At 67.6% G+C, this 25,766-nt stretch carries 23 protein-coding genes and 1 other RNA gene; 17 read left to right on the forward strand and 7 right to left on the reverse strand.

Features of this window, described 5'->3' with window-relative positions; genetic code table 11:
* Positions 1-19: 19 nt before the first annotated feature.
* Positions 20-853 (forward strand): MBL fold metallo-hydrolase, encoded by an 834-nt coding sequence (locus CEW88_RS10755; RefSeq protein WP_108966670.1) that lies wholly within the window; start codon positions 20-22, stop codon positions 851-853.
* 130 nt (positions 854-983) lie between these two features.
* The gene (gene gph / locus CEW88_RS10760) at positions 984-1,649 is read left to right on the forward strand and encodes a phosphoglycolate phosphatase (protein WP_108966672.1); all 666 of its coding nucleotides are present in this window, start codon (positions 984-986) and stop codon (positions 1,647-1,649) included.
* A 12-nt stretch (positions 1,650-1,661) separates the two neighbouring features.
* Here gph and CEW88_RS10765 read toward each other — a convergent pair whose 3' ends face one another.
* Entirely contained in the window at positions 1,662-2,255 is a 594-nt protein-coding gene (locus CEW88_RS10765) for an SAM-dependent methyltransferase (RefSeq protein ID WP_108966674.1), read from the reverse strand.
* Positions 2,256-2,433: 178 nt separating this feature from the next.
* Between CEW88_RS10765 and CEW88_RS10770 the strand changes: the two genes are divergently transcribed.
* The 4 genes from CEW88_RS10770 to xylB all read left to right on the forward strand — a co-directional run bounded on the left by CEW88_RS10770 (position 2,434) and on the right by xylB (position 7,504).
* Positions 2,434-3,666, forward strand: coding sequence for an ABC transporter substrate-binding protein (locus CEW88_RS10770; RefSeq protein WP_438839465.1), 1,233 nt, complete (start codon positions 2,434-2,436; stop codon positions 3,664-3,666).
* Positions 3,667-5,355 carry an ABC transporter permease gene (locus CEW88_RS10775; protein ID WP_254694391.1) on the forward strand — a complete coding sequence of 563 codons (1,689 nt, stop codon included), beginning with the start codon at positions 3,667-3,669 and terminating at the stop codon, positions 5,353-5,355. It begins immediately after the preceding gene.
* Positions 5,348-5,980: an ATP-binding cassette domain-containing protein gene (locus CEW88_RS10780; RefSeq protein ID WP_108966676.1), complete on the forward strand. Its 633-nt coding sequence runs from the start codon at positions 5,348-5,350 to the stop codon at positions 5,978-5,980. The genes CEW88_RS10775 and CEW88_RS10780 overlap by 8 nt, the downstream gene beginning before the upstream one ends.
* Positions 5,981-6,049: 69 nt before the next feature.
* Positions 6,050-7,504 carry a xylulokinase gene (gene xylB, locus CEW88_RS10785; protein WP_159099591.1) on the forward strand — a complete coding sequence of 485 codons (1,455 nt, stop codon included), beginning with the start codon at positions 6,050-6,052 and terminating at the stop codon, positions 7,502-7,504.
* Here the strand turns inward: xylB and CEW88_RS10790 are convergent, their stop codons facing one another.
* Complete coding sequence (locus tag CEW88_RS10790) at positions 7,505-7,963, reverse strand: SRPBCC family protein (protein ID WP_108966680.1); 459 nt, start codon at positions 7,961-7,963, stop codon at positions 7,505-7,507. It abuts the gene before it with no gap.
* A gap of 47 nt (positions 7,964-8,010) precedes the next feature.
* A complete protein-coding gene (gene nudC / locus CEW88_RS10795; protein WP_108966682.1) occupies positions 8,011-8,985 on the reverse strand; it encodes an NAD(+) diphosphatase in 975 nt (324 codons plus the stop codon).
* 213 nt (positions 8,986-9,198) lie between these two features.
* Here nudC and CEW88_RS10800 point away from each other — a divergent pair, with 213 nt between their 5' ends.
* The 5 genes from CEW88_RS10800 to CEW88_RS10820 all read left to right on the forward strand — a co-directional run bounded on the left by CEW88_RS10800 (position 9,199) and on the right by CEW88_RS10820 (position 14,987).
* The gene (locus tag CEW88_RS10800; protein ID WP_108966684.1) at positions 9,199-11,172 is read left to right on the forward strand and encodes a bifunctional 2',3'-cyclic-nucleotide 2'-phosphodiesterase/3'-nucleotidase; all 1,974 of its coding nucleotides are present in this window, start codon (positions 9,199-9,201) and stop codon (positions 11,170-11,172) included.
* Positions 11,173-11,427: 255 nt separating this feature from the next.
* Positions 11,428-12,111: an HAD family hydrolase gene (locus CEW88_RS10805; protein WP_159099592.1), complete on the forward strand. Its 684-nt coding sequence runs from the start codon at positions 11,428-11,430 to the stop codon at positions 12,109-12,111.
* Positions 12,112-12,268: 157 nt separating this feature from the next.
* On the forward strand, positions 12,269-13,273 hold the full coding sequence (locus CEW88_RS10810) for an ABC transporter substrate-binding protein (RefSeq protein WP_108966688.1): 1,005 nt from the start codon (positions 12,269-12,271) through the stop codon (positions 13,271-13,273).
* A gap of 63 nt (positions 13,274-13,336) precedes the next feature.
* Complete coding sequence (locus tag CEW88_RS10815) at positions 13,337-14,134, forward strand: ABC transporter ATP-binding protein (RefSeq protein WP_108966690.1); 798 nt, start codon at positions 13,337-13,339, stop codon at positions 14,132-14,134.
* Positions 14,135-14,225: 91 nt separating this feature from the next.
* Positions 14,226-14,987, forward strand: coding sequence for an ABC transporter permease (locus CEW88_RS10820; RefSeq protein WP_108966691.1), 762 nt, complete (start codon positions 14,226-14,228; stop codon positions 14,985-14,987).
* A 7-nt stretch (positions 14,988-14,994) separates the two neighbouring features.
* Here CEW88_RS10820 and CEW88_RS10825 read toward each other — a convergent pair whose 3' ends face one another.
* Entirely contained in the window at positions 14,995-16,155 is a 1,161-nt protein-coding gene (locus CEW88_RS10825; RefSeq protein ID WP_108966693.1) for a hypothetical protein, read from the reverse strand.
* A gap of 205 nt (positions 16,156-16,360) precedes the next feature.
* Between CEW88_RS10825 and ffs the strand changes: the two genes are divergently transcribed.
* An RNA gene (ffs, locus tag CEW88_RS10830) (signal recognition particle sRNA small type) lies at positions 16,361-16,457 on the forward strand.
* Between the two features lie 240 nt (positions 16,458-16,697).
* Here ffs and CEW88_RS10835 read toward each other — a convergent pair.
* Both CEW88_RS10835 and CEW88_RS10840 read right to left on the reverse strand, forming a co-directional pair.
* Positions 16,698-17,087 (reverse strand): hypothetical protein, encoded by a 390-nt coding sequence (locus CEW88_RS10835; protein WP_108966695.1) that lies wholly within the window; start codon positions 17,085-17,087, stop codon positions 16,698-16,700.
* A 258-nt stretch (positions 17,088-17,345) separates the two neighbouring features.
* Positions 17,346-18,008, reverse strand: coding sequence for a response regulator (locus tag CEW88_RS10840; protein WP_235940389.1), 663 nt, complete (start codon positions 18,006-18,008; stop codon positions 17,346-17,348).
* 356 nt (positions 18,009-18,364) lie between these two features.
* Between CEW88_RS10840 and CEW88_RS10845 the strand changes: the two genes are divergently transcribed.
* The 5 genes from CEW88_RS10845 (at position 18,365) to CEW88_RS10870 (ending at position 24,765) form a co-directional block, all read left to right on the forward strand.
* Positions 18,365-18,883 carry an oxidoreductase gene (locus CEW88_RS10845; RefSeq protein ID WP_108966699.1) on the forward strand — a complete coding sequence of 173 codons (519 nt, stop codon included), beginning with the start codon at positions 18,365-18,367 and terminating at the stop codon, positions 18,881-18,883.
* 26 nt (positions 18,884-18,909) lie between these two features.
* Positions 18,910-21,537 carry a hybrid sensor histidine kinase/response regulator gene (locus tag CEW88_RS10855; protein ID WP_159099593.1) on the forward strand — a complete coding sequence of 876 codons (2,628 nt, stop codon included), beginning with the start codon at positions 18,910-18,912 and terminating at the stop codon, positions 21,535-21,537.
* 294 nt (positions 21,538-21,831) lie between these two features.
* Entirely contained in the window at positions 21,832-22,746 is a 915-nt protein-coding gene (locus tag CEW88_RS10860; RefSeq protein WP_108966705.1) for a glycosyltransferase family 2 protein, read from the forward strand.
* Between the two features lie 19 nt (positions 22,747-22,765).
* Complete coding sequence (locus CEW88_RS10865) at positions 22,766-23,737, forward strand: glycosyltransferase family 2 protein (protein WP_108966707.1); 972 nt, start codon at positions 22,766-22,768, stop codon at positions 23,735-23,737.
* 26 nt (positions 23,738-23,763) lie between these two features.
* Positions 23,764-24,765 carry a glycosyltransferase family 4 protein gene (locus tag CEW88_RS10870; RefSeq protein WP_108966709.1) on the forward strand — a complete coding sequence of 334 codons (1,002 nt, stop codon included), beginning with the start codon at positions 23,764-23,766 and terminating at the stop codon, positions 24,763-24,765.
* 9 nt (positions 24,766-24,774) lie between these two features.
* Here the strand turns inward: CEW88_RS10870 and CEW88_RS10875 are convergent, their stop codons facing one another.
* A complete protein-coding gene (locus CEW88_RS10875) occupies positions 24,775-25,701 on the reverse strand; it encodes a LysR family transcriptional regulator (protein ID WP_108966711.1) in 927 nt (308 codons plus the stop codon).
* Positions 25,702-25,766: the final 65 nt, after the last annotated feature.

Below are 25,766 nucleotides of genomic sequence, written 5' to 3' on the forward strand. Positions count from 1 at the left end.
TCCCGAAAGGAGCCCCGCCATGCCGCGTCCTGTTCTTGCCTCAGCCGCCGCGCTGATTCCTCTGCTGACCGCCCCCCTGCCCGCCGAGGCGCAGGAGCGCCGCGCGTCTCATTGCATCGCCATCGCCGACGCCGCACCCGGCATGCAGTATCTGCACAAGGCGGCCTGGACCGACCCGGTGCCCGAGTATTCGGTGCGCATCCAGTATCTCTCGCATGCTTCCTTCCTGATCCAGACCCGCGGTGGGCTGAACGTGGTGACCGATTTCACCGGCTACATCGGCAACGTGCCGATGATCCCCAACGTCGTCACCATGAACCACGCGCACACAAGCCACTGGACCCCCAATCCCGATCCGGCGATCCCGCACATCCTCGAGGGCTGGGGACCTTTCGGCGAGGGCATCGAACATCACCTCGACCTCGGCGAGATGCTGGTGCGCAATGTCTCCACGGACATCCGCTCGGTCTATGGCGGAACCGAGGAAAACGGCAATTCGATCTTTGTCTTCGAGGTCGAGGGGCTTTGCATCGGCCATCTCGGCCACCTTCACCACGAGCCGAGCGACGCGCAATACGCCGCGCTCGGCCGGATCGACGTGCTGATGGTCCCGGTGGACGGCGGCATGACGATGCCGCTCGAGGAAATGGAGCGCGTTGTCGAGAGGCTGCGCAGCTCGCTGATCCTGCCGATGCACTGGTTCTCCGGCGCCTCGCTGGAGCGCTTCATCGCGGATGTGTCGGACACCTTCGTGGTCCAGCGCCGCGACAGCTCCGAGCTGGTCATCGGCCTGAACACCCTGCCCCCGCAACCGACGGTCATGGTGCTGCCGCCCGAATGGCTCGGCGAATGAGATTCCAGTCGTGCTGGACGTCGTGCCCCGGCGGCGCCAGTATGGCCGCGCACCGCGCTCCCGCGGCGCCGATACAGGAGCCCCGCGCCATGCCCTTCTCTCACGCCCTTTTCGCCCAAGGCCGCGCAACATGCTGAAATCCGTGGTCTTCGATCTCGACGGCACGCTGATCGACAGCGCCCCGGACCTGCACCGCGCCGCCAATGTCGTTCTGCGCAGCGAGGGGCTGCCCGAAATCACCTTCGAACAGGCCCGCAGCTTCATCGGCAAGGGCGCCTCGGTGCTCATCGAGCGGATGGTCGAAGCCGTGGGGCTCAGCGATGATCCTAACGCCCACGCCCGGCTGCTGGGCAAGTTCATGCACGAATACGAGCGCGATCCGGCGCTGACGGTGCTCTACCCCGGGGTGATCGACGCGCTGGCGCGGCTCGAGCTGCTCGGCTGCGCCATGGGGCTGTGCACCAACAAGCCCGAGGCCCCCACCCACATCGCGCTGAAGCACTTCGGGCTCGACCACCACCTGCGCGCCGTCGCCAGCGCCGACACCCTGCCGGTGCGCAAGCCGGATCCCGCGCCTCTGATCAAGGTCATGCATGATCTGGGCGGGCCGGGGCTTTACGTCGGCGACAGCGAAGTCGACGCCGAGACCGCCGAGCGCGCTGGCCTGCCGTTTGTTCTCTTCACCGAGGGCTATCGCAAATCCCCGGTGGCGGAGCTGCCGCATGCCTATGCCTTCGACCACTGGGACCAGCTTCCCGGGATCGTGGCGCAGCACTTCGCCGCGCAAGAGGCGTGAGCCGCGCAGTGTTCAGCGCTTGACGGCGATCATGTCGATCAGCGCCGAGCGCCCGTTGTGGCCCCGACCCTCCTGGATATTGAGCTCATAGTCCTCGAGCACTTGCACCTGCATGTCGGCAAAGGCTTTGCGAAGCATGCCAGCGGTGTAGAGGTTCTCGGCCACGCCCGGGCCGCCGGTGCCGTAGCGCAGCTGCTGCGGCGTGTAGCCGTGCAGGAGCAAGACGCCTCCGGGCTTCAGCACCGCCTTCATCTTGTCGAACAGCATGGCGCGCCCGGCGGGGCCGACGAACTGGATGAAGATGCCGACAACGAGGTCGAATTCCGCCACCGGCCAGGACCAGTCGAAGACATCCTGCACCGCGTAGTCGACCTCGACTCCGCGCTCGGCGGCCAGCCGCCGCGCCTTCTCGACCGCGGGTGCCGCGCCATCAAATGCGGTAACCTTCAGACCCTGCCCCGCAAGGTAGACAGAGTTGCGCCCCTCGCCATCGGCAACGCAGAGCGCCCGCGCGCCCGGCTTCAGCCAGTGGTTTCGGCGGATCAAAACGCCCGAAGGCTCGGTTCCATACACGTAGTCCTCGACGGCATATCGTTCGTCCCACATGGGCGATGCTCCTCAAAAATACATATGGCTCAGATAGAAAGGCGCCCGAAGGCGACAAGCGCGCGGCAATCGTTCACAGCCTTTTGCCATTGACCCCGGGGCGGCGCACTTGCGAAAACATGACTCCCTATAGCACGAAATTGCCGCATCTTGCGGCACAGCAGGAAAGACCCGCGCGATGATCCGCCGTCCGATGCGCAACTGGCTGCCGTTCGGCCTTGCCGCTGCCCTCACTGTCACAGCTCCTACCCTTGCCTTTGCCGAGGCGGACCCCGCCGACTGGAACGCCGTCTTGGTCGAGGCCAAGGGGCAGACCGTCTACTGGAACGCCTGGGGCGGCGCCGAGAACGTCAATGCCTTCATCGACTGGATGGGCGAGCTCGCGCAGGAGAATTACGGCGTGACGCTGGAACACGTGAAGCTCTCGGACACCGCCGAGGCGGTGAGCCGTGTGCTGGCCGAAAAGAGCGCCGGGAAGGACGCGGGCGGGGCCATCGACCTCATCTGGATCAACGGGGAGAATTTCGCGGCGATGAAGCGGCAGGGGCTGCTCTTTGGCCCGTGGTCCGAGGCGCTGCCGAACTGGCAGCTCACCGACCCCGAGGCCAATGCCGCGCTCACCGCCGATTTCACCGTGCCGACAGAGGGCTTGGAAAGCCCTTGGGGCATGGCGCAGTTGGTGTTCTACCATGACACCGCCCGCCTGCCCCGGCCACCGCGCAGCATGGCGGCGCTGGCGGAGTGGGCAGAGCAGAACCCCGGCCGCTTCACCTATCCGCAGCCGCCGGACTTTCTCGGCTCGACCTTCCTCAAGCAGGCGCTGATCGAGCTGACCCCGGACACGGATGCCCTGTCGCAGCCGGTCGAAGAGGCCGATTACGCCTCTGCAACCGCCCCGCTCTGGGATTGGCTCGACGCGCTGACCCCGAATCTCTGGCGCCAGGGCAAGGCCTACCCGCAGAACGCCCAGCGGATGATCCAGCTTGTGGCCGACAGCGAGATCGACATCGGCTTCGAGTTCAACCCCAACGCCGCCTCCAACGCCATCGCGAACTTCCAGCTGCCGGACACGGTCCGCAGCTTCGTGCTCGAGGGCGGCTCGCTCGGCAATGCCAGCTTCGTCGCCATCCCCTACAACGCCAATGCCAAGGCGGGGGCGATGGTGATCGCCAACCTGCTGCTCTCTCCCCAGGCGCAGGCGCGCATGGCCAGCCCCGACGAGCTGGGCTTTGGCACGGTGCTGGCGATGGACCGGCTTTCGGACGATCAGGTGCGGCTCTTCGACGAGATCCCGGTCGGCATCGCGACGCTGACCCCCGAAGAGCTGGGGCCGACCCTGCCCGAGCCACATCCGTCGTGGATGGAAAAGCTCGAAGAAGATTGGACCTCGCGCTACGGCGTGGCCCCCTGAGTGGGCCTCTCGCCGACCCGCGCGGCGCCGGCCCTGACGCTCTTGGCGCTGCTCGGGCCGGTGGCGGCGGGCCTGGCGGGCACGCTCGCCCCGGCCTTTGGCCTGATGCCTGCCCTCAGCGGAACCGACGTCAGCCTTGAGCCCTTCCGCGACTTGCTGGGATGGCCGGGGCTGCCCCGCGCGGTGGCCCTCTCGCTTTTCACCGGCCTCGCGGCGACGCTGGTCTCGCTGGCACTGACGGTGCTGATCTGCGCCGGCTGGCAGGGCACCCACGCCTTCAGAGCCCTCGAACGCGCGCTCTCTCCGCTTTTGTCAGTTCCCCATGCCGCCGCCGCCTTCGGGCTGGCCTTCCTTATCGCTCCCTCGGGCTGGATCGCCCGGCTGATCGCGCAGCCTTTGGGGTGGGAGCGCCCGCCGGACCTCTTGATCCTGCAGGACCCTTTCGGCCTGTCGCTGATCGCCGGGCTGGTGGTGAAGGAGATGCCGTTCTTGTTGCTGATGACCCTCGCCGCCCTGCCCGCGCTGCGCCCGGCGCAGAGTCTCGCCACCGCGCAGGCCCTGGGGTACGGCCGCGTCGCCGCCTGGTTCAAGGTGATCCTGCCGCGCCTCTATCCACAGATCCGCCTGCCGGTCTACGCGGTGCTGGCCTTCTCGGTCTCGGTGGTTGACGTGGCGATGATCCTCGGGCCGGGCACGCCGCCGCCACTGGCGGTGCAGGTGCTGAGATGGATGAACGATCCCGACCTCGCGATGCGTTTCCGCGCCGCCGCCGGGGCATTGCTGCTGCTGGCGTTGACCTTGGCCGCATTGCTGCTCTGGCGCGGCGCAGAGATCACGCTCGCACGGCTCGCGGCGCGCTGGTTGGTGGCCGGAGGGCGCGGCCACTGCGAAGGGCTGCTGCGCGCATTGGGGCTCGGCTTCGGCGCGCTTTCGGCGGCGCTGGTGCTGCTGGGGCTCATCGGGCTGGCAGTCTGGTCCTTCGCCGGGCTGTGGCGCTTTCCCGAACTGCTGCCACAAGGCTGGAGCCTGCGCAGCTGGATGCGCCACGGACCCGAACTGCTGGCGCTTTTCGGACGGACCCTGCTGATCGCCGCCACGTCCTCTGGCATCGCCATGGTCCTGACAACCGCCTGCCTCGAGGCCGAGCAACGCCATGGGCTGCGGCCCGGCACGCGGGCGCTCTGGCTGCTCTATCTGCCGCTGCTGGTGCCGCAGATCGCCTTTCTGCCAGGGCTGCAGGTGGCCGGGCTGCTCACCGGGCTTGATGGCACGCTGGCGGCGGTGATCGCCGTGCATGTGGTCTTCGTGCTGCCTTATGCCTTCCTGTCGCTCTCTGACCCCTACCGCGCGCTCGATCCGCGCTACGCCGCCGTCGCCCACGCGCTGGGGCGCGGACCCGGTGCCACCTTCTGGCGCGTGCGCGTGCCGATGCTGCTGCGACCCTGGCTCACCGCCGCCGCGGTCAGCGCTGCCGTCAGTGTCGGGCAGTACCTGCCGACTTTGCTGATCGGCGGAGGCCGCGTGCCAACCCTGACCACCGAGGCGCTCGCCCTCGCGTCCGGCGGCGACCGGCGGGTCATCGGTGTGACCGCCCTGGCGCAGACCGCCGCGGCCTTCCTGCCCTTCGGTCTGGCATTGCTGATCCCGGCGCTGGCCTGGCGCAACCGGCGGGGAATGCGGCATGGATAGGGGGCTGGTCTTGGATCACCTGCGCATCCTCCATCACGGCGCCCCCCTGCTGGCGCTCGACGCCACCGTCGTGCCGGGCGAGGTGCTGACGGTCATGGGGTCCTCGGGCTCGGGCAAGTCCACGCTGCTCGCCGCGGTCATCGGAACATTGGCGCCCGGGTTCACGCTGGAGGGGCGCATCACGCTCGACGGCACCGAGATCACTTACCTGCCACCCGAGCAGCGGCGCGCCGGCATTCTCTTCCAGGACGAGCTGTTGTTTCCCCACCTTTCGGTCGGCGGCAACCTCGGCTTCGGCCTGCCGCCGCGGCTGCGCGGCAGGGCCCGGCGCGAAAAGATCGACACCGCGCTGCGCGACATCGGCCTCGAGGGCTATGCCAAGCGCGACCCCGCCACGCTTTCGGGCGGGCAGAAGGCCCGCGTCGCCCTGATGCGGATGCTGCTCGCCGAGCCCCGCGCGCTGCTGCTCGACGAGCCCTTCTCGAAGCTCGATGCGGCCCGCCGCGGGCAGATCCGCGCGCTGGTCTTCGAGCGGGCACGGGCGCAGGGCCTGCCAGTCCTTCTGGTGACCCACGACCCCGAGGATGCCAAGGCCGCTGGCGGACGGGTGATCACCCTCGGCTGAGCCCCCTTGCGGCCTGCGCCGATCCGCGAAAAGGTTGGGCGAAAAGGGGTTCATGGGAGGAGACGCAGCTTGGAAATCGGACTGGATCTCGGCACCAGCTCGGTGATCGGCCTGCTGTGCGAGGCAGGCAGGCCGCGCGCCGAAGCGCGCCGCACGCTCACCACCGCGTCGCCCACGCCCTACGCCTCCGAGCAGACGCCCGAGGACTGGTGGCAGGCGGCCCGCGCGGTTCTCGCCGAACTGATCGCGCCCCTGCCCGAGGCCAAGCGCCAGAGCATAAGAGCCATTGCCCTGTCGGGACAGATGCACGGTGCCGTGCTGCTCGATGCAGCGGGCGCAGTGCTGCGCCCGGCTATGCTGTGGAACGACGGCCGTGCCCATGCCGAATGCGCCGCGCTGCAGGAGGCGCTGCCTGGGATCGGCACCCTCGCGGGGGTTCCACCGCTGCCCGGCTTCACCGCTCCGAAGCTGCTCTGGCTGGCGCGGCACGAGCCCGAGATCCACGCCCGCATTGCCCATGTACTTCTGCCCAAGGACTACCTTGGCCTGCGCCTGCACGGCGGCTACGCCACCGATCCCTCGGATGCCGCCGGAACCCTTTGGTTCGACCAAGCGGAGAGGCGCTGGTCCGAGGCCCTCTGCGCCGCCTCCGCGACCGATCCGGACTGGCTGCCGCCGGTGCTCGAGGGCGCACAGGTCGCCGGAGAAATCCTCCCGCAGATGGCCGCCGAGCTTGGTCTCTCGCCCAAGGTGCAGATCGTCACCGGCGGCGGTGATGCGGCAACCGGTGCGGTTGCCGTGGGCGCGGTGGAGGATGGCACCGGGCTCATCTCTCTCGGCACGTCGGGGCAGTTCCTCTTGGCGGGGAGCGCCTATCGCCCCAACCCTGGGGCCTTCGTGCACGCCTTCGCCCACACGCTTCCGGAACGCTGGTACCAGATGGCGGCGATGCTCAACGGCGCACGTCCGATCGCCTGGTTCGCCGGGGTGTCCGGCGCCGAGATCGGCGCGCTGTTGCAGGAAGCGGCGGAGGTGCCCGAAACCCGCGTGCCGCTCTTCCTGCCCTATCTCACCGGCGAGCGCAGCCCGCATGGCGACCCGCACATCCGCGGCGGCTTCTTCGGACTCGAGGACAGCACCAGCCGCGCCGCGATGATGCGCGCGGTGGTCGAGGCAGTGGCCTTCTGCTTTGCCGACGCGGTGCGCAGCTTCGGGCCTGCCGCGCAGGGGCTGGCGCCTTTGCCCGCGCTCGGCGGCGGGGCCCAAAGCGACTTGCTGCTGCAAAGCGTCGCGGATGCCAGCGGACTGAGCCTCTTCCGTCCCGAAAGTGCCACCAGCGGGCCCTCTCTGGGCACCGCCAAGCTCGCGGCGCTGGCCACAGGCGCGCTGTCGCGCAGCGACCTGGCCCGGCGCCCCGAGGCGCGCGAGATCTTCGGCCCCCGCCCCACTGCCGCATTGCAGGATCGTCTCGAAGCCTGGCGCGCGCTCTACCGCGTGCTGAAGCCGCTCGCTGTCCCGCGCTGATCAGGCGCGATTCAGCCGGTCCTCGATCGCATGGGCGTAGTCCGCCATGCGCAGCCGGAACTTCTTTTCGAGATTGGCCCGCGCCAGCTTCAGCGACTGCACCATGAGCCGGGCCGAGAGCGTCTTCGGCTTCAGCTCGAGGTCCATCGCCACCCGCGTGCGGCTGCGCGACAGCGCCACGAACTCGATCCGCGTCATCACCTCGAGCCCATCCGTCAAGCTGCGATAGACCAGCAGGTTCGGCGCCGCCTCCTCGACCAGCGTGATATCGGCCGACCGCGCCTTGCCGCGGAAGTTGAACACCGCGTGCCAGGCATGGCTGCCCGCGCCCTCCGGGTTCACCCGCCGCAGCTCGACCCCGCGCCGCATGATTTGCCGCTCGAGATGATCGAAATTCGTCGCCTCCGCGTAGACCCGCTCGACCGGAACCGCGATGTCTTCCTTGGTGGAGATGTCCATTGCCTGCCTCGTTACCCAGTTCTCACCATTTGCCGCCGCATCTTGGCCTATTCAAGGCGGTCCGCAAGCCAGTTGCGCAGCAGGTGGTTGGCGATCGAGCCGCGTCGCGCCGGCACGATGCCCGGCTCGAGCCCGGCAAAGGCATCGGCGAGCCGCTCGCGGCTGACCCATTGCGCGGCCTCGATCTCGACCGGGTCGATGGTGATCGCCTCGCTCGTCGCCTCGCCGTGGCAGCCGAGCATCAGCGACGAGGGCCAGGGCCAGGGCTGGCTGGTGAGCAGCGAGACCGGACCGACCTCGACCCCTGTCTCCTCCATCACCTCGCGGCGCACCGCCGCCTCGACCGTCTCGCCGGGCTCGATGAAGCCGGCAAGGCAGGAGTACATTCCCTCGGGCCAACCCGGCGACCGGCCCAGAAGGCAGGCATTGCCGCGGGTGATCAGCATGATGACCACCGGATCGGTGCGCGGGAAATGCTGGCCGCCACAGGATCTGCAAACCCGCTGCCAGCCCGCCTGCGTCACGTCAGAGGCCGACCCGCAGCGCGCGCAGAACCCATGCGTATCGTGCCAGCCGAGGATCGCCTTGGCGGTGGCGGCGAGTTCGGCGTCGCGCGGGGTGAGCGCCATCAGCAGCGTGCGCAGCTCGACGAAACGCGCGCCCTCCGGCGCATCCGGGTGGACCTGCACGCTCGGGTCGACAAAGCCCTCTTCTTGCGGCGCGTCGGGCTCCCACGCAGAAATGTCGTAGGCCAGCACAACCTCGTCCGCCTCGCGCCCAAGGAGCACCGGCCGCGCCCGCGCCGCGCCGAGCAGCGGATGATCCACCGGCAGCCGGAGCAGCTCGGCACAGGACGTGCCGCGCGACGCGTCATCGGCAATGAGAGGTTTGCCGCGCCAAAACACCACGCCGCGCGCGCCGGGGCGCTGCATCAACGCCGCAAGGCCCGGGACGTCGCCGCGCAGCTCCGCCGCCCGATCGAGCCCCGAGCCGCCAAATGTCACCTCTTCCGCCTGCCGCATGCCGTGTCTCCTGCTGGGTCGGGCAAGGGATGGCACGCGGCGCGCGGACTGGCAACCGATGCGCCCTCCGAGCCGTGCCGGAGGCGCGATGCACAGCCCCCGGCGCATGTCGCAGCGTCATCTGCCAATACGCGATGCCGCGCGAGGCAATCGTTGCAAGACCGTCTTGAAGCTGCACTATTCCCGCAGCGACGAGACTCGAAGGAGAGCAAGATGCGCAAACTTCCCCAAACCCCGATCAGCCGCCGAGGCTTTCTTGCCGGCAGCGCCGCGAGTGGCGCGCTGATCGCGCTGCACCCCTATTCGGCCCGGGCCGCGGCCAATCAGGCGCACCTGCGCATTATGGAAACCACAGACCTGCACGTGCACGTCTTCCCCTACGACTATTACGCCGACAAGCCGGTCGACACCGTGGGTCTGTCACGCACCGCCTCGATCATCGAGAGCATCCGCGCCGAGGCCACCAACACGCTGCTCGTCGACAATGGCGACTTCCTTCAGGGCAACCCGCTGGGCGATTACATCGCCTACGAGCGCGGCATGAAGGACGGCGACATGCACCCGGTCATCACCGCGATGAACACGCTGGGCTATGACGCGGGCACCATCGGCAACCACGAGTTCAACTACGGGCTCGGCTTCCTCGAGAAATCCGCCGCGGGCGCGAATTTCCCCATCGTGCTTGCGAATATTGCCAAGAAGCAGGGCGCGAACCCGCGCGAGGACGAGACCCTGTTCAAGCCCTACGTGATCCTCGACCGCGAGGTCACCGACGGGGCCGGCACTACCCATCCGATCCGCGTCGGCATCATCGGCTTCACCCCGCCGCAGGTGATGAACTGGGACCGCAAGCACCTCGAGGGCAACGTCGAGGCGCGCGACATCGTCACTACCGCCGAGGCTTTCGTGCCGCAGATGAAGGAAGAGGGCGCCGAGATCATCATCGCGCTCTCGCACTCCGGTATCGGCGCGGCGCAGCACGAGGACGGGATGGAGAACGCCTCGGTGCCGCTGGCGGCCGTCGACGGGATCGACGCGCTGATGACCGGTCACAGCCACCTTGTCTTCCCCTCGGCGGATTACGACGGGCAGGACGCCATCGACCTTTCGGCCGGTACCATCCACGGCAAGCCCGCCGTCATGGGGGGGTTCTGGGGTTCGCACATGGGGCTCATCGACCTGCTGCTCGAGCGCGACGGCAACGCGTGGAAGGTGGTCTCGACCACTTCAGAAGCGCGCCCGATCTACGAGCGCGGCGAAGACCGCTCGATCACGGCGCTGGTCGAGGACGACGCGGAGGTGCTCGACTCGATCCGCCCCGAGCACGAGGCGACGCTGGACTACGTGCGCCGCGCGGTGGGCGAGACCTCGGCGCCGCTCTATTCCTACTTCGCGCTGGTGGCGGATGACCCCTCGGTGCAGATCGTCTCGATCGCGCAGAGCTGGTACATCGCGCAGATGCTGAAGGGCACCGAATACGAGGGCCTGCCGATCCTGTCGGCGGCAGCGCCGTTCAAGGCCGGTGGCCGCGGCGGGCCGGAGTATTACACCGACGTGCCCGCGGGCCCTGTGGCGATCAAGAACGTCGCTGATCTCTACCTCTATCCCAACACGGTGCGCGCGGTGAAGGTCACTGGCGCTCAGATCAAGGGCTGGCTGGAGCGGTCTGCGGGCATGTTCAACCAGATCGAGCCCGGCGCCAGCGATGCACCGCTGCTCAACGCCGACTTCCCGAGCTACAACTTCGACGTGATCGACGGGGTGACCTATCAGATCGACCTGTCGCAACCAGCAATGTTCGACCGCGATGGCAATGTGGTGAACGAGGAGACCAACCGGATCGTCAACCTCGCCTACGAGGGAAAGCCGATCGATCCCGAGGCCGAGTTCATCATCGCGACGAACAACTACCGCGCCTCGGGCGGTGGCAGCTTCCCGGGCACCGGCGACACCATCGTCTTCGAGGCGCCGGACACCAACCGCGACGTGATCGTTCGCTACATCGTCGAGCAGGGCACCATCAACCCGAGCGCGGACGACAACTGGAGCTTCGCCCCGATGGACGGCACCACGGTGCTCTTCGAGACCGGACCCAAGGCACGCGACTACATGGAAAGCGTCGCCCTCGACATCGAGGACGCGGGCGACACCGAGGAGGGCTACGCGCAGTTCCGCATCAAGCTCTGAGGATCACGCCGGGGGCGCCGCGCGGCGCCCCCGGCAGCACCTCGACGAGCCCCTCGGTGCGGCGCAGCAGCGGGATCGCGACGACCTGGAAGACACGCATAATCATCGAACCACCCTCCGTGGTGCACGAGGTTTCCGGGGCGCCTGCCTGACTCAAGCCTGATCCAAAGGCAGACAGCATGGCACGACACCGCGGCCTCGACATTCCCCCGCGCGATGGGTCACATGGCGGCGCCCGATGCAGAAAGGCCCGCCATGACCACCCCGCTCCCCTTCGCCGCCGTCATCTTCGATCTCGACGGAACGCTCGTGGACAGCGAGCGGGTCGCGCTCGAGGCCGGGCGGCGCGCCTTCCTGCGTTTCGGCGAGACCGTGGCGCCGGGGTTTCTCGAAGCGCTGATCGGCCGCGACCGAAACGCCGTGGCAAGCGCCCTGCGCGACGCCTACGGGCACCTCGACCAGCCGATGCTGCTGCAGGCGATCCGCGAGGAGAGTATCGCCCTGCGCGCGGCCGGCGGCTTGCCGCTAAAGCCCGGCGTGCAGCTGTTGGTCGAGGAGATCGCCGCACTCGGCCTGCCCATGGCGGTGGCCACCAGCTCGGGTGCGGAGGAGGCCGAGCGCAAGCTTACCCTCGCCGGGCTGCGCGCACATTTCACTGCGGTGATCGCCTTCGACCACGTCGAGAGCCCCAAGCCCGCGCCCGATCCCTACCTCCTGGCCGCCGAGGCGCTCGGCCATGCGCCGGAGCTCTGCCTCGCCTTCGAGGACAGCGACACCGGTGCCGCCAGCGCCCGCGCTGCGGGCATGCGCGTGGTGCAGGTGCCCGACATGCTGCCCAGCGACGGGCTCCATGCGCACCACCTCGCGGCTTCGCTGATCGAGGGCGCGCTGGCCGCCGGCCTGCCACTGCGCAAGAGCGCCGAGGACCTCTCTGCCTAACTTTTGATCATTCGATCAAAAATCAGCAGGGCCGGCGCGCAACTTCTTCCGATCAGGTCTTCCCACCGCCGCATTTCCGGGCAAGCTCGCCGCAAGACGTGACGAACACGCCGAAAATCCTGGCGGCCCGACCGCCGCAACACGGAGGAAGACACCCATGACCCCCCGCGCCTTCGCGCTGGCCGCCACCCTCGTGGCCGCCGCCACCGCCGCTTCGGCCCAGACCGCCCTGCCCTTCGCACTCGACTGGAAATTCGAAGGCCCTTCGGCCCCCTATTTCGTCGCTATCGACAAGGGCTATTTCGCCGATGCCGGTCTCGAGGTGGAGATCTCCGCAGGGTCCGGCTCGCTTGACGCCATCCCCAAAGTGGCCACCGGTGCCTTCCCCGTGGGCTTTGCCGACATCAACTCGCTGATCAAGTTCCTCGACCAGAACCCCGGTGCGCCGGTGACCGGCGTCATGATGGTCTACGACAAGCCGCCCTTTGCCATCATCGGCCGCAAGTCGCTGGGCGTCGAGGCCCCCAAGGACCTCGAGGGCAAGGTGCTGGGTGCGCCGCCGCCGGATGGCGCATGGGCGCAGTTCCCGATCTTCGCCGCCGAGAACAATCTCGACACCTCGAAGATCACCATCGAGCCCGTCGGCTTCCCGACCCGCGAGCCGATGCTGGCCGAGGGCAAGGTGGCCGCCATCACCGGCTTTTCCTTCACCTCCTATCTCAACACCGCCCGTCTCGGCGTGGATGAGGCCGACATCTCGACCCTCCTGATGGCCGATTACGGCGTCGACCTCTACGGCAACGCGATCATCGTCAACACCGACTGGGCCGCCGAGAACAGCGACCTGCTCAAGGGCTTCCTCGCCGCCGTCGCCACGGGCTGGAAAGATGCGGTGGCCGATCCCGCCGCCGCGGTGGAAAGCCTCGTCTCGCGCAACCCCGCTGCGGATGCTGAGCTGGAAACCCGCCGGCTCGAGTTGGCGCTCGACGCCAATGTGGTCACCGACTGGACGAAGGCGAACGGTTTCGGACCGATCGACGACACCCGCATGCAGAGCGCGCTCGAGCAGATCAAGCTGACCTACGAGTTCCAGCACGAGCCCGATGCCGCGCTCTACTTCACCGGCGACTACCTTCCCGAGGGCGGCTTCCCGCTCGAGTGAGACCCTGACGAAGACCGTGCCGGGACGGCTCTACCGCCCCGGCGCACCCATGCAAGGCAAGACATGACCAACCTCATCGAGATCAAGGGCGTGCGCCACGCCTACAAGACCGCCAATGGCCCTCTGCCGGTGCTGGACGGGCTGGAGCTGTCGGTGCCCGAAGGCGGTTTTGTTGCCGTCGTCGGCCCGTCCGGATGCGGCAAGTCCACGTTGACCAAGTTGGTGGCGGGCCTGCTGAAACCCGACGAGGGCGAGGTCTGGCTGCACGGCGAAAAGGTGAAGAGCCCGCGCGCGACCGTTGGCATGGCTTTCCAGAACCCGGTGATGCTGGAATGGCGCTCCATCCTCCGGAACGTCATGCTGCCGCTCGAGATCGTGCCGACGAAACTCAACAAGGCGCAGCAGGAAGAGCGTGCCCGCTACCTGCTCTCCCTCGTCGGTCTCGAGGGCTTCGAGGACAAGCGTCCCTCCGAGCTCTCGGGCGGCATGCGCCAACGCGCCTCGCTCTGCCGCGCGCTTGTGCATTCGCCCGAGGTGCTGATCCTCGATGAGCCCTTCGGCGCGCTCGACGCCTTCACCCGCGAGGACCTGTGGCAGATCATGCACCAGGTGAAGGAGAAAGAGCCCTTCACCGGCGTTCTCATCACCCACGATCTGCGCGAGTCGATCTACCTCGCCGATCAGGTGGTGGTGCTCTCCGGCCGCCCGGCCCGCACCCAGTTCACCCTCGACACGGGGATGAGCGGCGCGCGCGACATCGAACACCTCTATACGCCGCAGGCTGCCGAGATGCTCGCCACGCTGCGCCATCAGATCGAAATCGCGCAGGGCCGCGCCCCCGCCGAGACGGCGCCCGCCTGATGGAACCCGCGGCTTCTTCTCTTTCCAAATACGCATATCCCGCCGCCGAGACCCGCGCCCGCGCCGGTCAGGCCGCGCAGCGGAGCCCCTCATGACTTTCCGCCAGTTCGCCGTCCCCTGCCTTGCCATCGTGATCTTCCTCGCGCTCTGGGAGGCGCTGGTCTGGGCCATGGGCTGGCCCAACTACAAGATGGCCTCGCCCTCCGATCTGCTGCCCGCCTACGAGCGCTACTGGAGCCTGTTCCTCACCATGGGCTGGCAGACGCTCTGGCGCACCGTGGTGGGGCTGCTCTTCGCTGTGGTCTTCGGCACCGCGCTCGGCATGGTCATGGGCTTCTCACGCACCATGCGCGATGCGCTCTACCCGCTGCTCGTGGGGTTCAACGCCGTGCCCAAGGCCACCGTCGTGCCGATCGTGGCGCTGATGTTCGTCGGCATGCACGATTTCAACACCGTGCTCATCGCCTTCATGATCTCCTTCTTTCCGATCGCCGTTTCGGTCTCGATCGGCCTGTCGACGTTGGAGCCCGAGTACCGCGACATCCTGCGCTCTCTCGGCGCCAGCCAGTCGACCATCTTCTGGAAGATCGCGCTGCCCAAGACCCTGCCCGAGTTCTTCGGCGCGCTGAAGGTGGCGGTGACCCTGGCCTTCATCGGCACCAACCTGATGGAGATCGTCAGCCCGCACGGGCGCGGTCTCGGCGCGCTGTTCGACTCGGGCAAGACCAACTCCGATTACCCGCTGATGTTCGCGGTGCTGATCGCCTTGGCCTTCCTCGGCATCGTGCTCTACTACGTGGTGGTCGCGCTCGAGAAGGTCTTCGCGGGCTGGGCCGAACGCCCGCAGGGCTGAGCGCTGCTCAGCCCGTCTCCATCCGCGCCAGCAGCCAGTCGCGCATGTCCGGGTCCTCGAGCGCGTAGCGCCCCCGGCCCGGCCTCCAGACCAGCTGCCTGTCGCGCAGAGCGTCCAGCGCCTTTTGCACCGCCTGCGCAGAGGTCTTGCGACCGGCGATCCCGGCGATGCGCTGCACGGTCTTCTCGTGGAAGGGCGCGAAATTCGCTCCGTCGCGGATCAGCACCTCGAGCACTGCGCGCTGCAGCGTCGTCAGCCCGTCGAAATCCGAACCGTATTGGTCCCAGACCCGCGCCCGCAATTCGTCCGCGCGCTCCTGCAGCGTGCGCTTCAGCCCGGCGCTGCCGGGCAACCAGGCGGCATGTTGCTGCACCACCTCGACCAGCTTCTCGGGACGGTGACCCAGCAAGCGGAAGGCCTGCGCCACATCCTCGGGATCGAGCTTGTTGTCCTCGGCCAACCGTGGATTGATCGCCGCCACCAAGGCCTCGACGTAGGGCCGGCCAAGGGTCGGGAAATCCTCGACCCGCGCGCCGTAGAACGGCTGCTGGTTGGTCGACAGCAGCCCTGCCAGCCCGTCGCGGTTGGAGCCAGTGCAGAGCACGAAGAGCCGCGCGCCCTCGGGTCGCTGGTTCATTGCATCGCGCGCCGCCTTGAGCGCGAACATCGCGTCGAGCCCGGCCTCGGAGGTCACCGCCTGCTGCGCCTCGTCGATGATGAAGACCACGTCCGCCTTCGCCCGTGCGCCGATCTCCAGCAGCGCCTCGGTGAGCGTGAGGTTGCGCCCGTCCGCGACGCCGCCGATCTCGGCCCGCAGCCCGCCAATGCTGATCGACTTGATCGGCACCGCGTTCGCGGCACGGGCGACGCGCTCGGCGGGGGTCGGCATCCCGGCGATGTCGGCGGCGAGCGCGTCTGCGATGAGTTGGCCCGGGTCGGCCTTGCGATCCGACCAGAGGTCGACCAGCACGGCGTGATCGCCGCGCGCCTTGAGCACCGGCAGAAGGTCGCGCCGCAGGAAGGTGCTCTTGCCGGTCCGCCGCGGGGCGGCGAGCATGAGCCCCGAGGGGCTGCCCATCAGCGGGTCGAGCGACAGCCGCCCGGCAATGGTCTCCGCCAGTTCTCTGCGCGGGACGTAGAAGGCGCCCCGGTTGCTCCTGTCGGTCATCTGTGGATCCCCATGTGTCGCCGACACCTTTATAGCCATGTCGATAAAGCAAGATAGAATGCGACCGCACCCCGACAAGGGCCGCGCTGTCCGCCGACTTTATACCGATCAAGGTAAAGCTTGGAAAAACCCAGAAAGGGCCGGACAAAAAATCTCTGCCCTGCCCCCCTTGCAGTCCTGCCACCGGGCAGCCTATATCAGGCTCGAGAGGTTGGCGCGGGCGAGCGCCTCGCCAACCCGGTCAGGTCCGGAAGGAAGCAGCCGTAACGAGCCCCGCTTGGGTCGTTGTCCAGCCTCTCACCTTACCCCCCTCAGGACGACCAGACCCTGCGAGAGCGCCCGCAATCCACCGCGGCTCGATCGGCACCCGCCGACGATCGACCTCGGAAGTCGGCACGCGCACCGCAGCAAGGGTGGCAGGTCCGGCAGAGGAGCGCAGGCCGCATTCCGGACCACCCTCTTGTCGAAAACACAAGAACCCGGACCCCTGCTGGAGGGACCCGGGTGAGTGCAGGAGGCCAGATCAGGGTCTGTTCAGGCGCTCAAGTCGGCTCGGGCAATGGCGCCCTGCGAAACTCGATTCCGCATTGCTTTTGGGTGCTGGCACTCTGCAGCGCATCCAACTGCCCCTTGAGACGCGCAAGCTCATCCGCGTTCGCGCCGTTTCCGCTCACGAAAAACGCCGCGGGCCAAAACAGCACGATCGCGACGCCGGTCGCGACAGCGTCGGTGCTTGCGGTCTGGTTCTGAACACGCATCGCTCGAGCCGAATACTCGGAAACGCGCTGCGCTTCCTCGGTGATCTGGCGACAGGAGTAGGATTGGAACTGCATTGGAGAAACATATTGGGCTGAAATGTCTTGGGACTTCTTTGCACAACCAGAAATTGCAATACTCGCTACAAGCCCAAAGGCGACAATCTTAAGACTCATATCAATATTCCTTAAAATAATGCATCGCACAAAATGAAGGCGGCTCAATACCCGCCTTTTCAAGGTCTTGCGAGTCCATTATATTCTGTCTTCGCCATAATTGCACCCCAATTTACGCCGGGTGTCCCGGTAAGGCACCACATCTCACTGAGACAAAGCGAGCCGGCCGGCGCCCAAATCCACGCCGCCTGCCAAAAGAAAAGACGCGCCGGGAAACCCGGCGCGTCTTTCGCGGATGTCAGCGTCGGGAGGCGCCGCTCAGAACAGGCCGGCCTCTTTGGCCAGCAGCGCGGCCTGGGTGCGGTTCGACGCGCCGATCTTGCGGTAGAGCGTCTTGACGTGCAATTTCACCGTCGGTTCGCGAATGTCGAGATCGCGGGCGATCTCCTTGTTCGACTTGCCATGGGTCAAGCCCTCGAGCACTTCCAGCTCGCGCGGCGACAGGCGCTCGGCCATCGGGTGGCTCGGCGTGGCCTCTTCCTGGCGCATGAAATCCAGCGGCGCGTATTGCTCGCCCATCGCCATGAAGCGCACAGCGTTGACCAGCGACTTGGCCGAGAGCGTCTTGGGCAGGAAGCCCGCGGCGCCAGCCTCGAGCACCTGCTCAGCGACGTCGCGATTCGCAGTGCCGGAGATGATCGCCACCCGCTGCGAGCCCTCGAGCGCGCGCATCTTGTTGAAGCCCTCAAGCGCGTTCATGCCGGGCATCGAATAATCGAGCAGCACGAGGTCGAACTGCTCCCCCGCCTTCACCAGCGCTTCGGCTTCGGAGTAGCTTGCGACGCAGACGGTCTCAAAAGTGCCTTCGCCTTCAAGAAAAATCTGGAGCGTGTCGCGCAGCAGATCATGGTCGTCGGCGATCAAAACGCGGAGCATATTGGCCGGTCTGGTTACCGCCTGTGCCGCCTGCTGTGCCATCATCGTCCATCTCCCTGCAACCTCACGGCGAATCGCCGATCATCATTCTCTAAACAAATAGCAAAGTTATTGGCGGATTGCGGTTAAATTATGGACAAAACAGGGCCTGTGGCACGCTTGCACTTCCCTGCCGGGCCTTAGTCTTCTCGTTTTACGTGCATTTTCGCCGCCAATGCCCGCCTGAGTATCGGTATCGCATCCCGGATCGCGCAACGGCAAGGCTGCACCTGCGGCAATTCCCACCTATCAGGCGTCGGATCCGTCCCTACCCGGACGGATAGGGGACCCTCCGATTGCCCCGATACCGCTATTGTCGCGTATGTGACACTATGGGTTCAGCCACCAAGGAGTCGCTTAACATGCTCGGTCTTCCGCCCCTGCGCACGCTCATCGCCCTCGCTCTTTTCGTCGCGCCCGTGGCAGCTGCGGCGGCGCAGAACCTGCCGGTGCCCGAGGAGAAACCCCTGCTTGTGGTCAGTGGAGCGATCTCGAACACCAATGTGGACGACACCGCCTCCTTCGATTTCGAGATGCTCGAGGGGCTGGACACAGTGACCTTCACCACCAAGACCATATGGACGGACGGCGACCAGACCTTCACCGGTGTGCAGCTGAGCGACCTGATGGACCTGGTCGGCGCCACCGGCGACGAGATCAAGGCAACGGCGATCAACGACTACGCGGTGAACATTCCCCGCGCGGATTGGGTGGACGGCGGACCGATCGTTGCCTTCCTCAACAGCGGCGAGAAGATGGCCGTGCGTGACAAGGGCCCCCTCTGGATCGTCTATCCCTTCGACCAGCGGCCCGAGTACCAGACCGAGCAGATTTACTCTCGTGCAATCTGGCAGTTGGACCGCATCGTCGTGCTTGACTAGCACGCCCGCTTCATGCCCATGGAAGCATGATCAACTTGAACCTGCCCGACGAAAATTCGACCCACAGCCGCGCGACCTTGGTGCAGACCGGGGGCGCGGCCTCGGCGCTCCTGCTTTGTGTCGGCCTTGTGGTCTGGCTCGGGTGGCTGGTTCTGAGAGAGATCGACGACTTCTCCGTCGCCAACTCCGACAACCTGCAGTGGAGCCTCGCGCAGGCGGACGTCGAATTCCTGCAGTTCCGTCTCTCGATGAAAGAGGCGCAGGACGATCCCGCCGCGATGGAGGACGTACGCCGACGCTTTGACATCTTCTACAGCCGCATGGTGACGATGAGCAGCGGGCGGGTGTTCCATGCCCTGCGCGAGTCGGTGCAATCTTCTGCGCCGCGGATGCGGGTGCTCGACTTCCTCGAGCAGACCGTCCCGCTGATCGACGGGCCGGACGAGGACTTCCTCGCCGAACTGCCCTCGCTGCTCGAGCAGTCCGAACAGGTCACCGCCGATGTTCGCGCCTTCTCGCTCGCGGCGCTGGCGGCCTTCGCCGAGGTCTCGGATTCCCGCCGCGAGGGCATCACCGAGCTGATGATCTACATCGCCGCGGTGCTTCTGGCGCTGTTCATCGGCCTGACCCTGCTGGCCTATGCGATGTTCCGGCTCTTCCGTCTCGCGCAGAAGCGCGCCGACGCGCTGCAGTTCGCCAGCACACGGATGAAGACCATCGTGCAGACCTCCCCGAACGCCATCGTCGTGACCGACGAAGTGGGCGTGGTGCGCGAGTTCAACACCGCTGCAGAGGCGCTCTTCGGCTTCACCCGCGCCGAGGCGGTTGGCCGGCTGGCGCTGGAACTCATGGTCCCGACTGAATCGCTCGCTCGCCACCAGCTCGGCGCGCTGGCCTTCCTCGACGAGCACCGCCGCCCGCGCCCCGAGGAGCAGCATTTCGAGATCACCCTGCAGACCCGCGACCTGCATCTCTTCCCGGCCGAGATTTCCGCCGACAGGGCCGAGGCCGACAACCCGCTCTACGTCTTCTACATCCGCGACATCTCGAACTGGAAAGAGGCCGAGGAGCAGATGACCGAAGCGCGCGACCGGGCCCTCGCCGGTGAGCGCACCAAGTCCGAGTTCCTCGCGGTGATGAGCCACGAGATGCGCACCCCGCTGAACGGGCTGCTGGGCGCCATGCAGCTGATGCGCGACCAAAGCCTCAGCGCGCGCCAGGGCCAACTGCTCGACCGCATGCAAAGCTCGGGCCGGCTGCTGCTGGAACTGGTCAACGACGTGCTCGATCTGGCCAAGTTCGAGGCGGGCAAAATGAAGGTCGAGGAAGCCCCCTTCTCGATCAACCGCCTTCTCGACGGGCTGGTCGAGACGGCGCAGCCGCTGGCGCAGACCTACGGCAACGAGCTCAACTGGCGCTGGTCCGGCCCCAGGGGCGACGGCGCCATCGGCGACGCCCGTCGTCTGCGGCAGGTGCTGCTGAACCTCGTCGGCAACGCGCTGAAGTTCACGCGGAACGGCAGCGTCGAGATCGAGGTGGAATACGTCAATGCCGCGAAGACCGAGGTCGAGTTCCGCGTCATCGACAATGGCATCGGCATCGCCGAGGAAGACCTTACCCGCATCTTCCAAGACTTCGAGACGCTCGATTCCTCCTACGCGCGCGAAGCGGGCGGCACCGGCCTCGGGCTCGGCATCGTGCGGCGCTTCATGCGCTTGATGGGAGGCGAGATCGGCGCTGAAAGCGAACCCGGCGAAGGCAGCCTGTTTTGGATCCGCGTGCCGCTGCGCCCCTCCGAGGACCTTGGCATCGAGCCGGAAGAGCCGCGCGACTGCCCCGAGAAGCCGCAGCGTCCGCTCGACGTTCTGCTGGTCGAGGACAATGAGATCAACCGCTTCATCGTTCGCGAAATGCTCGAGGGAGAGGGCCACAAGGTCACCATCGCCGAGAATGGCGAGGCTGGCGTGGATTCGGCGGCCCTGCACCGCTACGACGTGATCCTGATGGATATCTCTATGCCGGTCATGGACGGCACCACCGCGTCGGCTCACATTCGCGGCGGCACCGGCGCTTGCGCCGAGGTGCCGATCGTCGCCCTCACAGCCCACGCCCTACCCGAGGAGCGCGAGCGCTTCCGCAAGGTCGGGATGACCGCCTGCCTGACCAAGCCGATCGAGCGCCCGCTGCTGCTGCGCACCTTGGCCGAGGTAACCTCGGGGGCCATCCCGGCGATCCCGCCGGAGACCTTCGCCGCGGCTGCCGCCGCCCCCTCGCTCACCGTGGTCAAGCCGCGGCCGGAGGGCGCAGGCGCGCCCGACACGGAACTGCTCGACGAGGAGCGCCTCGGTGCCTTCCTGTCCGAGGTGCCGCGCCCCACGGTCGACAAGCTGCTGGAGCGCTTCTACGCCGAGATGGATCGCAACATTGCCGCACTCTCGGAAACCGCGCCCGACGATCCCGATCTCGGTCCGGTCGCGCATCAATGCGCCGGCTCCTGCGGTCCCTTCGGCGTCGAGGCGCTGCGCCGCGCGCTCGGACACATCGAGACGCAGGTGAAACGCGGCGATCAACCGTCGAGGGCCGAACTCGCCGCGCTGGCCGATCTTTGGCAGCAGAGCCGCAGCGCGCTGGAGAGCCGACTCGAGGCGGCCTAACCGCCTTGCGCAGCGCCTGAAAACCGGGTCGGCAGGGCCCTGCCGCAGCCCGCTTCGGGCTTCCGCGCCGTTTTTCCGCCCCGCTTTGTCACAGTCTTGCCGCGCCCGTCCCGGGCGCGGATTAGTGCGCCTATCCTAGTGGATAGGTCTCTCGCCGCTTGCCCCATCCGACTCCCCTCTGGTGCGGGCGACAGGGTCGCGGGAGCGAAGGTAGAAATGGTGTATCGGACGCCAAGCGCCGATCCCGTTCCAACGTTCCTCGATCCTGTCCCCGGCAGAGAAGGATGCCCGAAGATGCCCCGCTTTTCCGTCGTCATTCCCTGCTACAACGCCGAAGACACCCTCGCCGAGACGCTCGAGAGCCTGCTCGCGCAGACCGAGCAGGACTGGGAAGTGCTGATCATCGACGACGGCTCGAGCGACGACACCCGGTTGATCGCCGCCGCCATGGCCGGGATCGATATGCGGTTCCGCCTGATGAAGAGCAACGGCACCGGCCCCAGCGCGGCGCGCAACATGGCGCTGGCAGAGGCCGATGGCGAGATCATAGCCTTCCTTGATGCCGATGACACCTGGCATCCCGAGAAGCTCGAGAGGCTCGACGCCTTCTTCAAGGAAGAGAGCGCCGACGCCTGTTTCGGCCGCGTCACCCTTTCGGATGGGCGCACCATTGGCACCCCCACCGGTCCCTTCGAGGGCACGCTGACGCTGGATGCCCTGCTGTCCGAGAATCCGGTCTGCACCATGTCGAATTTCGCGATCCGCCTCGAGAGCTTCCTTGCCAGCGGCGGCTTCAACACCGACATCACCCATAACGCCGACCTCGAGTGGCTGGTCCGGCTGATCGGCGACGGTGCCAAGGTCGTGGGCATCGACGCCCCGCTGGTCACCTACCGCGTCTCTGACCGCGGCCTGTCCTCCGATCTCGAAGGCATGAAGGCCGGCCGCGCGATCGCGCTGATCAGCGCCGCGCGCTACGGCTTCAGCAGCACCGCCCGCAGCGAAGCCGCGCATCTTCGTTTCCTCGCCGCCCGAGCCCTGCGCATCGGCGCTGCGGGCCGGCAGGTGCTGCGCCTTGGTCTCATCGGCTGCACCACCAGCCCCAGGGGCTGGTTCTCGAACCCGCGCCACGGCACCCGCGTGCTGACCGCCGCGCTGTTTTCCACGCTGCTGCCCCGCCTGCTGCGCAACGCGCTCTTCTCGCGCTGAACCCCGGGGAGGTCCCCCTATGCCCCGCGCCTCTATCATCGTTGCGACACATAATTCCGCGCAGCGGCTGCAGGAGACTCTGCGCAGCCTCTGCGCGCAGAGCTTTCCCGACTTCGAGATCATCGTGGTCGACGACGGCTCCGCCGATCACAGCGCCGAGCTGGCAGAGGACTTCGGCGATCTGCGCATCCGCGTGCTGCGCCAGCGCACCCGCGGGCTTCCGGCCGCGCGCAACACCGGCATCGCCGCCGCGCGCGGGTGCCTGGTGGGCTTTTGCGACGCGGGCGATCTCTGGGCGCCGGAGAAGCTGGCCGAACACATGGCACTGATGCAGTCCGCGCCGAGCGTCGGCCTGAGCTTCTCGGCCTGCGACATGATCCGCGACGAAGGCCCTCGGTACAGCCTGTGGAAGACGCCCCGGAAGCGCCTTTACGGAGCAGCGGCGATCTTCAAGCGCAACCCCATCGGTCCCGTCTCCACGGCCCTGTTCCGCCGTGCCGCCCTGCAGCGCATCGCCTTCCGTCCGCCGCAGGAGACCGAGCGCGACTGGTGGTTCGACGAGACCTTCCTGCAGGGCGAGGCTCTGGAGCTCTGGTTGCGCTTCGCGCTGGTCACCGACTGGGAGATCGCCGCGATCCCGCGCACGCTCTGCAGCTGCCGCCACGCCGAGCCCCACACCTCGGTGGGCAAGCAGCTCGCCGCCTGGGAGCGTATGGTGACCAAGCTCTCGGCACAGGATCGGCAGTTCTTCGGCCGGTACGCGGCCGCCGCCCGCGCCTACCACCTGCGCCACCTCGCGCGCTGTGCCATCGCCAGCGGTGATGCGCCGGGTGCTGCCCAGCTTCTGCGCGGGGCGCTTGTCTCCTCGCGGAGGCCGTTGACCGAAGAGCCCGGCCGGACGCTGGCGATTTGCGCCACTAGCCTGTTTCTTTCCATGACCAGCATCCCGCTGCTGAGCCGGCTTTCGCGTCGGCACGGCCGCTCGGCGTGACCCCTCATCGCATGGAGATTTAGCCAATGCCGCGCATCGCCCATCTTCACGACGACCACACGTCGGGCGACCTGTCTCGCTATCTTGCGTTTCTGGGCCGCGATGCCGCGCTTGGCGCCACCGCCGAGCACCACGCGGTGCGCGTGTCACGCTTTGCCGCGGGGGCGGTCTCGCTCAGGGCAGAGGTGATCGTCTCGCACCTGCCGCTGCGCCTGCAAAGCCTGCCGGGTCTCATGGCCCTGCGCGCGCGCCACCCGCGCGCCACGCTGATCCATGTCGAGCATCTGCATTGCGAGGGGTCGGCGGCGGCGGCGCGGAACCGCGGCCGGCAGCGCGCCATTCTGCGCAGCGCCTATGCGCTGTTCAATCACGTCGTCGCCCTGAGCACCCCGCAGGCCAACTGGATGCGCCGGCACGCCCTCGTCAACCCGGGCCAGCTCTCGGTGATACCGCCCTGCGCCGATCTCGCGCCTTTTGCCGCCCTGCCCGACCCCCGGTGCCCGGTCCGGCACATCGCCGCGATTGGCCGCCTGCACCGGCAAAGCGGCCTCGATATGCTGATCGAGGCGTTCAGCGTCGTCTCCAACCCCGACGCCCGGCTCGACATCTTCGGCGACGGCCCGCAGCGCGGCGAGCTGCGCGCGCTGGCCCGCCACGACCTGCGCATCCGCGTACATGGCAGCACCACCCGGCTGGCGGCGCTGCGCCGGGCCGACGCCATCGCCATCCCGGCCCGCTGGCAACCCTCCCCGCTGGCCGCGCAAGAGGCGCTGGCCGCCGGGCGCCGGGTCCTGCATTCGGGCCGCGACAGCCTTTCCGAACTCCAGGGACCTGGGCTGGTGACCGTCGCCGACCTCTCGGTCGCCGCCTGGAGCCGGGCCCTCAGTGACGTTCTGGCCGAGACCGATTCCGTGCCGCGCCTCGCCGTGGCGGGCGCGCGCGAGCCCACGGTGCAGGGCTGGCAGGCGTTGCTCGGCCGACTCGGCTGCCGCAAGACCGCCAAAAGCAGTACCTTCGCAACGATCTGATGCCGCCGCTCAGCGGGCGCAGAGCGCCGCCTGCCGCCGCCCCTGCGCCACCAGCCAGTCGCGCAGCGCCCGGCCCATGGGTTTTTCGAGACTCGCGCGGTCCCACGCCAGCCCGTAGGGCACCGAGAGCGGCATGCACAGATCGAACGGCGCGACAAGCCGCCCGCGGGCCAGTTCTTCGCCGATCATCGCCAGCTGCCCGAGCACGAACCCCCGCCCCGCCACTGCCGCGTCGATGGCGCTGGAGGACAGCGCGAAGCTGAGCGCCGAGCCGCCCGGGTCCGGCGGCGGGGCGACGCCGCACTGCGCCGCCCACTCTGCCCAGCCCGGCACCTGATGCGCGGCAAAGCTCTCCATCCAGGAGATCTGCAGCAGCGGGTAGTCGTAGACCTCCTCGGGCCGCTGCAGCTTGCGCCCCTCTAGCAGCGACGGCGCGCAGGCGGGCAGGATGCAATCGGTGAAAAGCTCGGCATACTGGCCATGGGGCGGGCTGTCGTCGAAGTAGAGCCGGAAGTCGACGTTGTCGCGGGTCAGATCCGGCTCTATCTCGGTGCCGACCAGCCGCACCGGCGCGCCGGGGTTCTCGGCGGTCCATTCGAAGAGCCGAGGCCCGAGCCACTTGTTGGTCACCGTGGTGAGCGAGCTGATCACGAAGCCCCTGCTGTTGCGCGCCCGCGCCAGCGCCTCGCCCGCGTGGGCAAGCTGCGCGAACCCCTTGCTCACCTCGGCATGGTAGACCCGGCCCCAGCTGGTCAGCTCGAGCTGCCGTCCGCGACGTTCCAGCAGGGCGACGCCCAGATGCTCCTCGATCCGCCGCACCTGCTGGCTGATCGCGCCGGAAGAGACGCCCAGGTCCTCGGCGGCGCGGCGCACCGAGCCGCAGCGGCCCACGGCCTCGAAGGCCTGCATCGCGCGCAGATGGGGCAGTCCGGGCATGGCGGTCCTTTGAGGGGCTGTCGGCGTCGGCGGAGTGAACCACGCGCCCCGCCCCTTGCCAAGCC

Source organism: Alloyangia pacifica, from assembly GCF_003111685.1.
GTDB classification, from domain to species: domain Bacteria; phylum Pseudomonadota; class Alphaproteobacteria; order Rhodobacterales; family Rhodobacteraceae; genus Salipiger; species Salipiger pacificus_A.

Excerpts from the sequence above, each read along its gene's own strand:
- CEW88_RS10860 (WP_108966705.1), top strand. The coding sequence starts at position 21,832 with ATGCCCCGCTTTTCCGTCGTCATTCCCTGCTACAACGCCGAAGACACC.
- CEW88_RS10765 (WP_108966674.1), bottom strand. The coding sequence starts at position 2,255 with ATGTGGGACGAACGATATGCCGTCGAGGACTACGTGTATGGAACCGAG.
- CEW88_RS10865 (WP_108966707.1), top strand. The coding sequence starts at position 22,766 with ATGCCCCGCGCCTCTATCATCGTTGCGACACATAATTCCGCGCAGCGG.
- CEW88_RS10755 (WP_108966670.1), top strand. The coding sequence starts at position 20 with ATGCCGCGTCCTGTTCTTGCCTCAGCCGCCGCGCTGATTCCTCTGCTG.
- CEW88_RS10870 (WP_108966709.1), top strand. The coding sequence starts at position 23,764 with ATGCCGCGCATCGCCCATCTTCACGACGACCACACGTCGGGCGACCTG.
- CEW88_RS10815 (WP_108966690.1), top strand. The coding sequence starts at position 13,337 with ATGACCAACCTCATCGAGATCAAGGGCGTGCGCCACGCCTACAAGACC.
- CEW88_RS10820 (WP_108966691.1), top strand. The coding sequence starts at position 14,226 with ATGACTTTCCGCCAGTTCGCCGTCCCCTGCCTTGCCATCGTGATCTTC.
- CEW88_RS10855 (WP_159099593.1), top strand. The coding sequence starts at position 18,910 with ATGATCAACTTGAACCTGCCCGACGAAAATTCGACCCACAGCCGCGCG.
- CEW88_RS10835 (WP_108966695.1), bottom strand. The coding sequence starts at position 17,087 with ATGAGTCTTAAGATTGTCGCCTTTGGGCTTGTAGCGAGTATTGCAATT.
- CEW88_RS10800 (WP_108966684.1), top strand. The coding sequence starts at position 9,199 with ATGCGCAAACTTCCCCAAACCCCGATCAGCCGCCGAGGCTTTCTTGCC.
- nudC (WP_108966682.1), bottom strand. The coding sequence starts at position 8,985 with ATGCGGCAGGCGGAAGAGGTGACATTTGGCGGCTCGGGGCTCGATCGG.
- CEW88_RS10790 (WP_108966680.1), bottom strand. The coding sequence starts at position 7,963 with ATGGACATCTCCACCAAGGAAGACATCGCGGTTCCGGTCGAGCGGGTC.
- CEW88_RS10840 (WP_235940389.1), bottom strand. The coding sequence starts at position 18,008 with ATGATGGCACAGCAGGCGGCACAGGCGGTAACCAGACCGGCCAATATG.
- CEW88_RS10805 (WP_159099592.1), top strand. The coding sequence starts at position 11,428 with ATGACCACCCCGCTCCCCTTCGCCGCCGTCATCTTCGATCTCGACGGA.
- CEW88_RS10770 (WP_438839465.1), top strand. The coding sequence starts at position 2,434 with ATGATCCGCCGTCCGATGCGCAACTGGCTGCCGTTCGGCCTTGCCGCT.
- CEW88_RS10825 (WP_108966693.1), bottom strand. The coding sequence starts at position 16,155 with ATGACCGACAGGAGCAACCGGGGCGCCTTCTACGTCCCGCGCAGAGAA.
- CEW88_RS10810 (WP_108966688.1), top strand. The coding sequence starts at position 12,269 with ATGACCCCCCGCGCCTTCGCGCTGGCCGCCACCCTCGTGGCCGCCGCC.
- CEW88_RS10875 (WP_108966711.1), bottom strand. The coding sequence starts at position 25,701 with ATGCCCGGACTGCCCCATCTGCGCGCGATGCAGGCCTTCGAGGCCGTG.
- CEW88_RS10780 (WP_108966676.1), top strand. The coding sequence starts at position 5,348 with ATGGATAGGGGGCTGGTCTTGGATCACCTGCGCATCCTCCATCACGGC.
- gph (WP_108966672.1), top strand. The coding sequence starts at position 984 with ATGCTGAAATCCGTGGTCTTCGATCTCGACGGCACGCTGATCGACAGC.
- CEW88_RS10845 (WP_108966699.1), top strand. The coding sequence starts at position 18,365 with ATGCTCGGTCTTCCGCCCCTGCGCACGCTCATCGCCCTCGCTCTTTTC.